Origin of the sequence: Legionella antarctica, assembly GCF_011764505.1 — a bacterium.
Lineage (GTDB): Bacteria > Pseudomonadota > Gammaproteobacteria > Legionellales > Legionellaceae > Legionella > Legionella antarctica.
In genome coordinates this window covers 2,050,459-2,064,825 of record NZ_AP022839.1, presented here as the reverse complement: position 1 = coordinate 2,064,825, position 14,367 = coordinate 2,050,459, and the positions used below count along the sequence as shown (strand labels likewise).

Below are 14,367 nucleotides of genomic sequence, written 5' to 3'. Positions count from 1 at the left end.
CACTAGAATTAGGGAACAAGTTTTTATCTTAATTTCTCTGTTGGGCTATTATATGCTCAGTAAAAGAAGTGCGCAGATAAAAGCCTCTGGGTAAAGTTTTTATTTTATTCCCTTCACTATCATAACCATAACACAGGGACTTTCCATTCGCAGCTTTTGGTCTTACCTGTAAATATTCTCCAGCTTTGGCATCTATTGTTTCAAGGTTCCCTGTGCTTATTTGTAATGTCAGATACTCCCAATCAGCACTTAGTATCGACTCCTGATGCAAATCAGGTGACCATAAAAATCCACGACCTATTCTTCTTTGGGGGTATGGAATATTTGTATCACCTTCGATAGGAATCCATAAAATCCGCTTCAGCTTTGCATAACACTGTGATGACTTCCAATTTTGTTGATGAATAGTTAACAGGGGAATTGAGGTAATGAAAGTGGATTCTGTTGGTTTACCAGATGGTGCGATAGGAAGTGTTTTAAGTTCTATCCCTAGATACTGAAAATCTGGGATGGATTTGTTACTTGCATCAGTTCCTAAGGCCAACTCAAGAGCTTGTCCAACCCATCCTTTTCTACGAACAGGACTAGCTGGAATAGCTAGTCCTAAACTCATGGCTAATTGACTGAAACTAAAGGCTTCTATCCAGCTGCAGCGTTCGCTTAGTTCTTCTTCAGTCTTCGGCGGTATTTTTTTGAGTAAGGAATTCACCATGTCTTTCTTTAAACTCCACAGAAATTGGTTCTACAGGAGGTCTAACCCCCGCAGCCTTGAATTGGGCAGTAATGGCAAAAAGCACATTTGAGCGAACTTCAAATCGCGTATGCACCTGAACATTAATAAAATAACGCGCCTCAAACTCAATTAATGCTTCATCAATTTTCTTAAGAAAAACCTGTGCAGGCGGCTCAGGAAGTATTTCAGGAATAATTGCTAGCACATCAAGGATTAATTGCTGGATCATAACAGGATCATCAGCTCGACAGACTTTAATCGGAATTACTGTTCTCACAATACTGTCTTGTAGAGTCCAATTAGTAAATGGTTTGTTAAAAGTTTCTGCATTAGGTATTAAAACCTCCATATTATCCCATGAAGAAACTCGCATCGATCGGATGCCAATATGCGTCACTTGACCTTCATATTCGCCGAGAGAAATCAAGTCCCCTTCTCTGACTGGCCTTTCGATAAGAAGCATTATGCCTCCAACTATGTTACTGGCAAAGTCTCTTAAACCAAAACCCATACCTACTGCCAAACCACCTAGTACCATAGACATACCGCTAAAATCGAGGCCAAGCACGTGTAACGTTATAAATGCCCCCAATAAAATAATGGCGTACTGACTGAATACGGATAAGCTGTTGCGAATTCCCGCATCCTTTGCATTTTTATACAGCCAGCGATAACAAAATTCACGTGTCCATTTGGACGCCCAAATAAAAATTGCCAGCAAAACAAAAAACTCTATAGTACTTTTAACTGTAATGTGAATGCCTGTTAAATTAACAATAGAGTACTGTGCCATTTTTTCCAGACCAATCATGACTAAAGAGTCAGAGTGCCAACCGAAAAGCTGAAATAAAATAAGCGCACTGAACAAAAGCAAAATAATACGAAGAATTTTGTCAATTGGTTTTAAGAATACTTCTATCCAGAGCCATCCATTCCGCAAGGATGAGATCATCCATTCCGAAAAAAGTTCTAATGCGTCAAAGAGTAATCCTCTGATGAGAATGTAACCCACCAAAACTAATAACAGATAAGCCTGATAGCGAGACATTGTCCAGGCTAAATTAACAAAACCCAATAGTCCAATAATTGCTGTTGTAAATAAAGTAATGGGTACCAGGATAACCAGTAAAGAAATCGCATTCTTAAAATATCTCTTTTTATATTTTAAGAATGGTCTTAATAAATAGGGAATTACATCCTTACTTTTCCAGGCAACTAGAGAAACGGCTAAAATGAACAGCATAAATAACCGGTTAAAGATATCCTGTAATAATAAAGACAAAGGAAATATATGACTAAATACCATTAAGGCAGTAGTCCAGCCCCCAAATAAAAGTAACCACTTTAACCGATAATATAATTTTACATCTTTACCGGAAGAGTCTGAGATTCGTTCCAGTAAAGCCAGACGTGCAATTAAAATTAATATTCTAAATGTGAACCAGACATAAATTAAATTAAACAGTAATTGATAGTTGGCAAATGAAATATTAGTAAGATACAACACCGACCACAACATGATAAACAAACAAAGATAGGGTACGTTTCTTTGTACAATGGCCAACGCACCATCATAAAGATAACCTGTCAATCTGAAACGCTCCTTGTCATTACTCAAGGTTTTTAAAAGCCGATTCAACATAAAGAAAATGGCAATAGATAATGCCTGTATTACCCACAAAATCGTTGCAGGAAATGTATCAAGCCAAGTATAACTATCATAAACTTTCAAAGTTAAAGTTTTAAGATAGGTATAAAGTAAATTGGGAATTTCAACTAATTTATGAAGTATAACGGGCAAACTATCCAAATTATATTCAGCAAGACTTTGGCGCGAAGAAATAAGTTTTTTAAGTTGATTTTGAATGTCATCCATATCTTGCAAAACCATTTTTCTTTGTAATCTAGCGTCTTCAATCTGCGTATTTAGCGCCTTTTGTAACGAGCCAAACGAGTTTTTCATACTGGACTCAACTGAAAGACTGGCTTCATTACTTATTGAAACCTGCATTTGCTGCAATGATTTTTCAATATTAATATATTGTTTAATACTCTCTCTGTATGTATCACTTACTGTCTGTAAGGTTTTAGTATCCAGATTTTTAAGCAATAAAATTTTTGCCTTTATTACCATTTTTTGTATATTCAGTGCATTTATATTTTGATGAATGAGCGCAATATGCTGATTATTAATCAGTAAGTTTATCTCATGTCCTATCAGAGCCTTGGCACTGTTGTCTGAATGCTTTTTATCAGGATTACCAAGATTAGCTTGATAAAGTTGCCCCAGCTCCTGGTTTAATTTTGCTTTACTGGATTTAATTAAAACAAGTTTTTGTTCTAATTCATATTTGCGCTTCCAAAGTTGTAATTCGTGTACTTCTTCTTTTAATGATCCTTCAAACTCTCTAGCTAATTCCAAATTTTCATTAATAAGCTCAATGGTTTTTTTATTTACTGTAAGTAACGTTTCTACTTTAGCGACCCGTTCTTGAATACTTACTTCTGCACTGGCCAGAGGGAGTTGTTGTAGATAGTTTAGTCTTAAATTTAGATTTATTTGTTGTTTGTTCTGATTATCAAGAAAACCCTCCAGACTCTGTATTTTAGCACTGGTCATAGTCAGCATAGAGGTAATTTGCTGCATTGTTGTATTAAATTCTTGCTCATTTTTGGGTAAGGTATTGCGAGCGGCATTATTAATAGCGATGGTTAAACGGGTTTTTTCCTGGGCCAGATATTCAATAAGGGTTGCTTTACTTTCTTTGTTAGGAACAGGGGTAATTTTACCAGGTACTGCATTGACATGAGTACTAACAAACAAAAAAATCAAGAAAAAAACTAAAGAAAAGCACCACCAATCTTTAAGATTGATGGTGTTATGGTATAAGTTATTTTGTGCTAATAGTCGGCGCAAGTCTGATTCCTAATTCAGTAAGCTGTGCATTTCCTGTTGGGGATGGTGCACTGGTTAAAAGACATGATGCGGTCTGCGTTTTTGGAAATGCGATGACATCTCTAATTGATGTTGAATCAGTAAGCAACATCGCTAACCTGTCGATACCTAAAGCAATTCCTCCATGAGGAGGTGCACCATACTGAAGTGCCTCGAGGAGAAAACCAAATTTATCCTGTGCTTCCTGTTCATTAATTCCGAGCAACTCAAATACGGTCTGTTGTAAATCTGACTGATGAATACGAATGGAACCACCACCAATTTCATATCCGTTAATGACTATATCATAAGCCTTTGCTACTGATTTAGCAGGATTAGCTCGCAGTGCCTCTGGGGATAACTCTTGAGGTGATGTAAATGGATGATGCATAGGCTGCAATTTATTATTTCGATGATCCATTTCAAACATAGGCCAGTCAATAACCCACAATAACTTCCATCCTTCACCTAACAGGTTTCGGTCTTGTCCCAGTTTAACTCTTAATGCCCCCATAGATTCATTTACAATATGGATTTTATCAGCACCAAAGAAAACCACATCACCAGATTGTGCTTCAACACGTTTCAATATGGCCTGAATCGTATCTTCAGATAAAAATTTCAAAATAGGAGACTGTAATCCAGACATCTCACCGGAAAGATCATTAACTTTGATATAAGCAAGTCCCTTGGCTCCGTAAATAGTAACGAATTGACCATAGCCATCGAGATCTTTTCGGCTCAGATCACAGCCATTAGGTAATTTTAAAGCAACTACTCTACCCTCAACATCATTGGCAGCGGTGGAAAATACTTTGAAATCACAGTTTTTTACCAGATCAGCAACATCAACCAACTCTAAAGGATTGCGTAAATCAGGTTTATCACTGCCAAATCGCTGCATTGCTTCTGCATAGGACATTCTTGGTAGTTTATCAGGTAGAGTCACATCAAGAATTTGTTTGAACACATTTTTTAATAGACCTTCTATCAACAATAAAATATCTTCTGCATCGATAAATGCCATCTCTATATCAAGCTGGGTGAACTCGGGCTGTCTGTCGGCACGCAAATCCTCGTCTCTAAAACAACGCACAATTTGATAGTATTTATCAAATCCTGACATCATTAATAATTGTTTAAACAACTGTGGTGATTGAGGTAATGCATAAAATTCTCCAGGATGAACTCGTGAAGGTACCAGGTAATCACGTGCACCTTCTGGAGTGGCCTTGGTTAACATGGGCGTTTCAATATCCAGAAAATCCTTTTGGTTTAGATATTCGCGTATACACCTGTTTAAATTATGTCTTAATGTCATTTTATTTTGCATGGCAGTGCGACGCAGATCAATATAACGATATTTGTAACGCAAATCCTCGTTGACTACTTGGTGGTCATCGGGCAAAAATGGGGGGGTAGGTGACTCGTTCAGAATTTCAAGTTTAGTACCAATGACTTCTACACTGCCTGTGGCCATTCTATCATTTATCATACCATCAGGTCTTCTGCGCACTAGTCCGGTGACACGTACAACAAATTCAGATCGCAGTTTTTCAGCAATAGAAAATGTGTCTTTGTTTTCCGGCTCATAAACAACTTGCAATAAACCAGAACGATCGCGAATATCCAAAAAAACCACACCACCATGATCACGTCTGTTATGTACCCAGCCACAGACGCTGATTTCCATATTTATACTTGATTCATTCACTGCAGAACAGTAGTGTGTGCGCATAAAACCACCTATTTAATTTTTATTGTTTGTAGCTAATGGCATGGCAGTATTAGACTGCATGACGCCTAAAGAGATTATAAATTTCAACGCCTCATCAATACTCATATTTAATTCGATGGCTTCTTGTTTAGGAATCATAATAAGAAAACCGGAGGTGGGATTAGGCGTTGTCGGCACGAACAAAGAGACCATTTCTTGATTTACTATATCGCTGATTTCAGAGTTCACTGCCCCCGTTTGAAAACCGATAGACCATAGGCCTTTGCGAGGATACTCTATTAATAATACTTTGCGAAAGGCCTCGCTGTTCGTAGATAAAATAGTGTGAATTACTTGCTTTACTGAATTATATATAGAGCGAACTAATGGAATTCTAGAAAGCAGTGATTCCCCCCAAGTCATTAATCTTTGACCAAAAAAATTGGTGGCAAAAATCCCGGTGCTAACGAGCAAAATCAACGACAATATGACGCCAAGCCCCGGAATGTGTATACCGAACAATTGTTCTGGTTGATAGGCTCTAGGGATTAAAGCCAGCGTATTATCCAGTAAATCAATGATGAAACGAAGAACACCCATGGTGATCAGTATAGGTAACCATACGACTAAACCCGCAAGCAAGTAACTTCGTACCGACATGTGCTTCACGCAGAATCACCTTTAGTTGATTTTTCTTTGCTCGGGGCAGGAGGATTATCCTTGGCTGCTGTTGTACTGGTAGTAGTAAACTCTTCTTTTTTATCAGAAGTATCCTTGGGTGCAGTACCCTTTGTTTTAAAATCAGTAGCATACCAACCTGTACCTTTGAGTTGGAAACCAGCAGCAGAAACCAGCTTAACTACTGAATTATCAAAACATATTGGACATTGTTTTACCGGTTCAGCATTGATTTTTTGTATTAAGTCAAAATGATGATGACAACTTTTACATTCATATTCATAAATTGGCATCGAAAAAACTCCGTTAACTGGAAATAACATTAATTTAACAATCGATTATAACTAACTAACAGAGTATGAACAACATTTGTCGCATTATAAGTGGGTTAAGTTCCTGGACTGCAAGAGTGACATGATTTCAGACCTTCACTTTATACATGAGTCACAATTTATAGTGTTAAATCACATTATTAATTAACTCATTACAAACCGTTGGTTAATAAAACAAATATTTTCGTTCAGATAAGTGTATGGCCGGCCTTCTGATGTTGAAGAATAATTAATTTAATTAAGCCAGATCTTAAATACAACAGCACCTCATACCTTAAATAATGAACCACCCTATCCTCAGAATAATTGCTTCTGGACATTAGAAAGACCACTAGAATAGGAAACAGTCCCTAATAAGCGAAATTTTAGAATACGCTTTAGTGTACTGATATTATCTGATAGCGCCAACATATCAGGATCATGGCAATTAGCTATCCAGCCCACACACTTAATTTTATTGGCTTTCAAAGCCGCTTCGGTAAGCAGTGCATGATTAATGCAACCTAATTTTAATCCAACAACTAGTATAACGGGAATGCCTGTATGTTTTAAAAAATCTATCCAGGTTTCATTCTCATTTAAGGGAACCATTAACCCCCCTGCTCCCTCAATAAAAAGCGATTCAACCCCTGTTAAATGAAAATCCATACAATAATCAGCTATTTCTTTTATCGAGAGACTGATTCCCTCTTCTTTCGATGCTATATGGGGTGAAACTGGTAACTTAAATCGCCACGGATTAATTTCATCTAACGATAAAGAGCTATTTTTTTGCAGTTGTTGGGCATCCGTGCTGACTAATTCATTTTCTATAACCATACACCCACTAGCTACAGGTTTTAGTGCTACTGAGTTGGTAAAGTATTCAACCAGTTTTACAGTGACATAGGTTTTGCCACAATCAGTATCAGTACCAGTAATAAAATATCGTTTCATTTGATAAACTCTAAAATTTTTTCAATAAATAGTTCAGTGTGCGACAAAAAAGGCATATGAGCTGCTCTGTTAAATAGAACATATTTAAAGTTCGGATAAAGGGGCTGCATGGCCTTCATCGTTTTAACAGGTGTAATTGGATCAAGTCGACCAAACATAAAGCACGTTGGTTGGACAAGATTTTTTATTCCTTCGCGCAAATCCCATGTGTCTAAAACAGTCAAACCCTTTTCCAGACCCTCTGGACTTGGCGGAACGCCCAGTACAAATTTAAATTTATCATTGTTTAATTGCAAGGCAATAAATTCATAAAGCGTTTTATTAATATCAGTAGACAGGTTTCTATAAAAATTAAGAAACACGTTTTTGGCTACGCCGGGCCATAAACCATCCATAATAAACCGGGGGGATGAGCATATATTTATTAAACAACGCACTCTATAAGGGGCCTCTATCGCCAATCTTGTGGCATAAAGCCCCCCCATCGACCATCCGGCTAAAACAAAGTTGGCCGGCAACTCCTCTAGTAAATGAGCTTTAAAGGTGTGCCAATCCATCATGGGGGTCAAACCAAAACCGGGGAGATCAACTAATATCAATTGATAGCGATCTTGAAGAGAAGGAATTAATGATAACCAGATTTGATTATCAAACCCCCATCCATGAAATAGTACCAACGGTATCCCTTGCCCGTAGCGATTAATGTGTATGTTCATCAATATCATGCAATTTTTTAAATAATTGTTGAATTTGTTCTGGTTGGTGGCGGTAATTAAGAATAACACGCAAACCAGTAGACTTGATATTTACTGTTGGAGTTCTAATAGCTGAGCAACTAAAACCTTCTTTTTTGAGTTCTTTAGCATAGTGTAACGCCAAGTGAGGACATTCCAACTGTAGTTGTTGGATGGGAGTCTCTGAATTACTCCACTGTAATGGGGAGCGCTTGATGTGCTCTCTAAACAGTTTAATGAGTTCTGCTAATTTTTGTCGTCTATCATCAGAGGAAGCCACAATATCTAAAGTTTTTAACAAGCCATAACTCAAAGCAGGACTTATCGCCGTAGAGTACACCAGGGAACGTCCCGTCTGTAAAAGGGCATCGATCCACTCTTTTTTTCCAGCAATCAAAGCCCCTTGAGATGCAAATGCTTTGCCAAACGGGATAATTCGAAGAGGGACTTCTTTTTGGGTTAATCCATGGTAATCCACGGCTCCTTTTCCCTGATTTCCAAAAACGCCGAAGGAATGAGCTTCATCCACCAGAAGTTCTGTCTTATTCTTAAAACAAAGATCAGAAATTTTTGACAGAGGCGCAATGCGACCACTCATACTAAAAACTCCTTCTGTATATACAACTGAATTGAAAGGAACTGCTTTTAGCTTCAGCGCCAAATTATTTAAATCATTGTGTCGGTAACGTGAATAACTGACTCGTGACAAGGCTAACCCATCATAAACAGAGGCATGTATGCTTTTATCAATCAGGGAATGGATTTTAAGTTTACCTAATAAAGCTGTAAGAGCCAGATTTGCAGCATATCCAGAGGAAAATAGAATACACTCGTCAACACTGAGTAGGTTAGCAAAAGCATGCTCCACCGCGTGATGATTAGGATGATAACCACTCAGCAACATCGAAGCACCACTACCTACTGGATATAAAGCATATCCATCCTGATATGCCTTAGCGAGGCGTTTATCATGGGTTAATGATAAATAATCATTACTGTCAAAATGAATCAACGCTGAATTGGCAGGTTCATACAATTGCCTAACTCTCAAGAGTCCTTGCTGATTTAGCTGTTCAGTGTAGCTTTTAACTTTTTCAGTTAAACTCATCTATACCATCTCTGTTAAACCAAGTTTACTAAAAAGAGCTTTATCCTTAGCACGTTGTGGATTTTCTTCCGTTAGTAATTTATCACCAATAAAAACTGAATTGGCACCAGCAAAATAGCATAAGGCCTGGAGTTCATCACTCATTTCAGTTCGCCCCGCTGTAAGACGAATAACACTCTGCGACATGAGTATTCTGGCAGTAGCTATAGTTCGGACTAATTCGATACCCTCTACAGGTTGTGCTTTTGCAAGTCTGGTACCTTCTACAGGTATCAATCTGTTAATCGGTATACTTTCGGGAGGAACCTCCATATTGGCCAAAGTCAATAAAAACTCTATACGGTCTTCACGTGTCTCTCCTAGGCCTAAAATACCACCACAACACACATTTATTCCTGCAGCACGAACCGTATTCAGAGTCTCAAGGCGATCGCTGAACTTACGGGTAGTAACTACCTTTTCATAATAAGATGGAGAAGTATCTATATTATGATTGTAGAAATCCAAGCCAGCTTTTTTGAGGCTTACTGCCTGATCCTGATTTAACATACCAAGAGTCATACACGTTTCTAAACCCAAAGCTTTGACCCCTTCAATCATTTCTTTTAATTCGGGCATCGCTTTCTCAGGGACGCATCGCCAGGCAGCGCCCATACAAAAACGTTTTGCCCCTCCGTCCTTTGCTTCCTGAGCACTTTTAAGAACTTCAGCTACAGGCATTAGCTTTTCTTTTTCAACATGAGTTTTAAAATGACCACTTTGCGAACAATAGCCACAATCTTCAGGGCATGCACCTGTTTTGATACTTAGTAAGGTAGCGAACTGTAGGGAATTTGATTCATGATGTAATTTATGTATTTTATGAGCTTGGTACAGTAAGTCATTAAATGGTTGTTGATAAATTGCTGCAATCTCTGATATGGACCAGTTTTTTTTTACCTCAGTCACAACGTTCCCCTTCTATTCATAATAATGAACATGATAGAGTGGCAGTTAAACTTGTCAACCAAAATTTTAAAAATGGTCAACGTAAAAAATTTGATCTCAAGAGATTTAAAACATATTTGGCACCCGTGTTCGCAAATGAAAGACTTTGAGAATTGTCCACCTCTAGTGGTTGACTATGCACAAGGCAGCTATCTTTATACGAATCAAGGACCATTAATTGATGCGATATCAAGCTGGTGGTGTAAATCGCTCGGACATGGACATCCTGCTGTTATTTCAGCTATTAAACATCAATTGAAGCGGTTTGAACATGTAATTGGAGCGAACACTACTCATCCTGTTGTAGTTGAGTTAGCCGAGCAATTAACAAAAATTACGGGTAAGCAGCACGTCTTTTTTGCAAGTGATGGGGCAAGTGCTGTTGAAATTGCAATGAAGTTAGCAATCCATGCTAATCAAATCAAGGGGCACAAAGATAAAACTCAATTCATAGCTCTTAAAAATGGATACCATGGGGAGACACTCGGCACAATGAGTGTAAGCGACTTGGGTATCTATAAAGAACCCTATAAATCCTTCGGTGTTCCCTGTCATTTTATTGATAATATTCCCTATGTAACTGGAGTAAATGATCCTCTCTGGGCTTGTTGTGATAAGGAATGGGAAACTGTTGTCTCTCAATTAGATAAAATCAGCGATAACATCTGCGCTTTGATTTTAGAACCTGTCATTCAAGGTGCTGGGGGGATGTTATGTTACAGTGCTGATTTTTTAAAAAAAATATCTTTATGGGCTAAATCAAAAGACATTTATCTGATTGCTGATGAAATCATGACTGGCATTGGTCGAACCGGACAATGGCTGGCATGTGATCATGCTGGTGTTGAACCTGATTTAATCTGTTTATCGAAAGGTCTAACCTCTGGGTCTATTCCATTCAGTTGTGTAATGATTGATAGTTCCATTTATGATCTTTTTTATACTGATTACAAAACCGGTAACTCATTTTTACATTCCCACACCTACAGCGGTAATCCCCTTGCAGTATGTGCGGCTTTAGCCACAATTAAAACCATGCACCATGAAAACACCGTTAATCAGGCACAAAGTCTGGGGGATACCATGCTAGGTCTCCTAAAACAGGTTGCTGATGAGTCTGGTAAATTAAACAATGTTAGAGGAGTTGGGGCTGTTGTGGCAGCGGATCTCGTTGACATTGGAGATTATAGAATAGGCAATGAGGTGTATCAGCAAGCTTTAAAATATGGGGCTCTGATTAGACCCATAGGAAAAACACTCTACTGGCTCCCTCCTTTAAATACAGATAATGAAATTATTGGGAAATTAGCTCAAATAACACTAAACTCTATAAAAGCAGCTTATATTAAAGCGCAAGGTCATGTATAAATTATCCCTAAAACCATCAAAAGTAATTTTTAAACGATTCACCATTTACTGGATTCTAATTACCATTATTCTGCTTCTAATTGGCTTGTATATTAACTGGCAAATGAGCCTGAACAGGTCCTATAGAGACCTATCCAAAGCAGCACTTAAACTAAGCAATAATGTGGACAAGGTTTTTGAGGATCTCTTCCAGGATGTATATACCCTGCCTGTACCTGAAAAGAATTTTTCGAATTGCAAAACAGGATTAACCCCTCACTTGAAGCACATCTCACTTAATGATCCTAAAATTGCAGGCTTAATAATCAGAAATAGCAAAAACCTCATCTGCTCTACTCTGGATGATATTCAAGGACTCAATTTATCGAATTCACGCAGGAGGAGTATTTCAGGCCCCTTCGATCTTAAAGTCTTCGATCAGCCTGTTTATTTAATTCAACAGAGAATGGGAAGTTATAATATAATTATCCTTACTCTTGCTTCGACTATTAAAAACGTAATCTCGTCATCAGATCATAGTTTGAGCAGAATCGAACTTTATAATAGCTATGAGAGAAAAACTATTTTAAGAGTTGAATCTAATCAGGATCGTTCAAGGTGGGTACTGAGCAACCATCTCGGTTCTTTATCTCCGACCACCTATAAGACAATGTTTGCTTTTAATAAACTATATAGTATACCTGGGGTCAGTGTAGTGGTTTTCGAGAATGAAAATACTGCCCTGCGTTATTTAGTATATAGCGAAATCCTAGCCAGTTTAATCATTATTATGGCTTCATATTTATTTTACTTAATGATGAAAAATATCCTCGCGAAACGTTACTCACTCCTCGGCGCGATGAAATCAGCTATAAAAAACAATGAATTTTACCCTGAGTATCAGCCTCTTTTTGACAGGGAAAAAGGCAGATATACAGGAGCAGAGATTTTATTACGTTGGCAAGACAAGCAAAATCAAATAATCATGCCTGACTTATTTATTGAGGAGGCAGAATCTAACGGCTTAATTGTGCCAATTACCTTACAAATTATAGAAATTGCATTTAATCAAACCAGGAACATCTTAAACAGTTATCCATATTTTCATCTCGCTTTTAATATATCAGCATTACATTTTACTGATATAACTTTTTTTAATAAGTTCAATTCATTAGTTAGGGAATATGCTATATCTCCTACTCAAATTATTTTGGAAATAACCGAGCGCGATTTATTAGATAAAAATAATAATATTTTTTTCCTAAAAATGCAGGAATTACGTCAGGCCGGATTTTCTTTGGCTGTAGATGATTATGGTACAGGACATGCAAGTATTAGTTATTTAAATAACTTTCCCTTTAACTATCTTAAAATTGATAAATTATTTATTCAGGCCATAGGTACAAAAGCAATTACAGAGTCGTTAAATGATGCCATTATTAGTATGGCGAAACGATTAAGTTTAGCTATTATAGCGGAAGGTGTTGAGACTGGTGAACAAGTTAATTATCTATCAGAAAATGGAGTAAGGTTTTTTCAGGGTTGGTATTTTTCAAAAGCGTTATCTATTGAAAAATTAATTAACCTGTTACAAGGAGAAGAAAATGAGTCACACCTTTAAATATTGTTTGCTGCTACTTACGTTTTACTGCGGCAGTGGAATAACAGCGCCCTACTTGGATAGAAGTAACTATTGGATATGTACAACCCACGATAATGCAAACCTACAATGGTCTGCAAAAAGCACCTATCAAAAAGCAGCGCTCAATATTGCTTATGCAACATGTAAGAAAGAAAGTAAAACACCTTCTAGCTGTAAGGCCTCAAAGGCTGATTGTGAGGGGTTTAATCAAGGCATGAGTACAAGGCCTATGTGGAAATGTACCGCATTAGATCGAACTGCGGTACCTTGGCAAAGCAATTTTTATGCACAACGGGATGATGCAGCTTTGGGAGCCAGGGCTTACTGTAAAGAAAACAGTACAATTCCCGAAACTTGTTATATCAATTTGGTAACCTGTGTGAGTTTTCAAGAGGGAGTTAGATTGTAATGGTTTTTGCTGTTGGATTAACTGGTAATATAGCCAGCGGAAAAACTACAGCTGCCAAAATCTTTGCAAGTTTTGGGGTAATGGTGATTAATGCAGATACAATATCCAAAGAGTTAACAGCTAAAAAAAAACCTGCATATGAAAAAATTATAGCACATTATGGTTCTCATATAGTTCTCGAAAACGGCGAGCTTAATCGTAAGCTAATAAGGGATATTATTTTTTCTAATCCTAATGAACGTAAGTGGTTAGAAGCTCTGTTACATCCCCTGATTCGCAAGCACTTGCAAAATAAGGTTGATTCATGTGTCACGCCGTACTGTGTTGTTGAGATTCCGCTGTTACTAGATAAGAAGGACTATCCATACCTAAATAAAATATTAGTAATTACTGCGCCGAAAAAACTGCAAATATCCCGTGTTATGGAACGGGATCAATGTTCTAAAGAGCAAGCCCTGGCTATATTATCCGCTCAACCAGATGATAATTTGCGTTTAAGAAGTGCAGACGATGTACTCATCAATGATTCAGGCCTTGATCTATTAAAAGAGGCCTTGGAAAAACTACATCTAAAGTATCTTAATTTTGTATCATATGAACATCGAATGTGATCAGCAAATAAAAATTAATATGAATGTACTTATCCTTAGAAGTGCTTCAATACACACAAGAAGCCCATTAGTCGTGGAATAAAAGTCTATTTGAAAAACCAAGATGTCTTTTATTTTCAATGACTTTTATGTTATTCTAGGTGCAAAAAACGGACTTTCGCACTGTAATATTTTTGAGTGTTAATCAGCGCAAAACGA

General features: G+C 37.5%; 13 protein-coding genes. 4 read left to right on the top strand and 9 right to left on the bottom strand.

The window, feature by feature from the left end; genetic code table 11:
• Positions 1-28: 28 nt before the first annotated feature.
• The 9 genes from mutH to bioB form a co-directional block, all read right to left on the bottom strand.
• The gene (gene mutH, locus HRS36_RS09865) at positions 29-712 is read right to left on the bottom strand and encodes a DNA mismatch repair endonuclease MutH (RefSeq protein WP_173237184.1); all 684 of its coding nucleotides are present in this window, start codon (positions 710-712) and stop codon (positions 29-31) included.
• Entirely contained in the window at positions 672-3,650 is a 2,979-nt protein-coding gene (locus HRS36_RS09860; protein WP_173237183.1) for a mechanosensitive ion channel domain-containing protein, read from the bottom strand. Before HRS36_RS09860 ends, mutH begins: the two co-directional genes overlap by 41 nt.
• Positions 3,625-5,406, bottom strand: coding sequence for an aspartate--tRNA ligase (aspS, locus tag HRS36_RS09855; RefSeq protein ID WP_173237182.1), 1,782 nt, complete (start codon positions 5,404-5,406; stop codon positions 3,625-3,627). The genes HRS36_RS09860 and aspS overlap by 26 nt, the downstream gene beginning before the upstream one ends.
• 12 nt (positions 5,407-5,418) lie before the next feature.
• Positions 5,419-6,054: a DUF502 domain-containing protein gene (locus tag HRS36_RS09850; protein ID WP_173237181.1), complete on the bottom strand. Its 636-nt coding sequence runs from the start codon at positions 6,052-6,054 to the stop codon at positions 5,419-5,421.
• Positions 6,051-6,356, bottom strand: a complete 306-nt coding sequence (locus HRS36_RS09845; protein WP_173237180.1) for an FmdB family zinc ribbon protein — start codon at positions 6,354-6,356, stop codon at positions 6,051-6,053. The genes HRS36_RS09850 and HRS36_RS09845 overlap by 4 nt, the downstream gene beginning before the upstream one ends.
• Positions 6,357-6,692: 336 nt before the next feature.
• On the bottom strand, positions 6,693-7,331 hold the full coding sequence (gene bioD / locus HRS36_RS09840) for a dethiobiotin synthase (protein WP_173237179.1): 639 nt from the start codon (positions 7,329-7,331) through the stop codon (positions 6,693-6,695).
• A complete protein-coding gene (locus HRS36_RS09835; RefSeq protein WP_173237178.1) occupies positions 7,328-8,047 on the bottom strand; it encodes an alpha/beta fold hydrolase in 720 nt (239 codons plus the stop codon). The genes bioD and HRS36_RS09835 overlap by 4 nt, the downstream gene beginning before the upstream one ends.
• A complete protein-coding gene (locus tag HRS36_RS09830) occupies positions 8,031-9,173 on the bottom strand; it encodes an aminotransferase class I/II-fold pyridoxal phosphate-dependent enzyme (RefSeq protein ID WP_173237177.1) in 1,143 nt (380 codons plus the stop codon). The genes HRS36_RS09835 and HRS36_RS09830 overlap by 17 nt, the downstream gene beginning before the upstream one ends.
• A complete protein-coding gene (bioB, locus tag HRS36_RS09825) occupies positions 9,174-10,121 on the bottom strand; it encodes a biotin synthase BioB (RefSeq protein WP_173237176.1) in 948 nt (315 codons plus the stop codon).
• Between the two features lie 72 nt (positions 10,122-10,193).
• Here bioB and bioA point away from each other — a divergent pair, with 72 nt between their 5' ends.
• The 4 genes from bioA to coaE are packed head-to-tail and all read left to right on the top strand — an operon-like array spanning position 10,194 to position 14,169.
• Entirely contained in the window at positions 10,194-11,528 is a 1,335-nt protein-coding gene (bioA, locus tag HRS36_RS09820) for an adenosylmethionine--8-amino-7-oxononanoate transaminase (RefSeq protein ID WP_173238505.1), read from the top strand.
• A complete protein-coding gene (locus HRS36_RS09815) occupies positions 11,521-13,128 on the top strand; it encodes an EAL domain-containing protein (RefSeq protein ID WP_173237175.1) in 1,608 nt (535 codons plus the stop codon). The genes bioA and HRS36_RS09815 overlap by 8 nt, the downstream gene beginning before the upstream one ends.
• On the top strand, positions 13,112-13,558 hold the full coding sequence (locus HRS36_RS09810) for a hypothetical protein (protein WP_173237174.1): 447 nt from the start codon (positions 13,112-13,114) through the stop codon (positions 13,556-13,558). Before HRS36_RS09815 ends, HRS36_RS09810 begins: the two co-directional genes overlap by 17 nt.
• Positions 13,558-14,169: a dephospho-CoA kinase gene (gene coaE, locus HRS36_RS09805; protein WP_173237173.1), complete on the top strand. Its 612-nt coding sequence runs from the start codon at positions 13,558-13,560 to the stop codon at positions 14,167-14,169. The genes HRS36_RS09810 and coaE overlap by 1 nt, the downstream gene beginning before the upstream one ends.
• Positions 14,170-14,367: the final 198 nt, after the last annotated feature.

Coding starts and splice junctions, on each gene's coding strand:
- mutH (WP_173237184.1), bottom strand. CDS start 712: ATGGTGAATTCCTTACTCAAAAAAATACCGCCGAAGACTGAAGAAGAA.
- aspS (WP_173237182.1), bottom strand. CDS start 5,406: ATGCGCACACACTACTGTTCTGCAGTGAATGAATCAAGTATAAATATG.
- HRS36_RS09845 (WP_173237180.1), bottom strand. CDS start 6,356: ATGCCAATTTATGAATATGAATGTAAAAGTTGTCATCATCATTTTGAC.
- bioD (WP_173237179.1), bottom strand. CDS start 7,331: ATGAAACGATATTTTATTACTGGTACTGATACTGATTGTGGCAAAACC.
- HRS36_RS09835 (WP_173237178.1), bottom strand. CDS start 8,047: ATGAACATACACATTAATCGCTACGGGCAAGGGATACCGTTGGTACTA.
- HRS36_RS09830 (WP_173237177.1), bottom strand. CDS start 9,173: ATGAGTTTAACTGAAAAAGTTAAAAGCTACACTGAACAGCTAAATCAG.
- bioA (WP_173238505.1), top strand. CDS start 10,194: ATGGTCAACGTAAAAAATTTGATCTCAAGAGATTTAAAACATATTTGG.
- HRS36_RS09815 (WP_173237175.1), top strand. CDS start 11,521: ATGTATAAATTATCCCTAAAACCATCAAAAGTAATTTTTAAACGATTC.
- HRS36_RS09810 (WP_173237174.1), top strand. CDS start 13,112: ATGAGTCACACCTTTAAATATTGTTTGCTGCTACTTACGTTTTACTGC.
- coaE (WP_173237173.1), top strand. CDS start 13,558: ATGGTTTTTGCTGTTGGATTAACTGGTAATATAGCCAGCGGAAAAACT.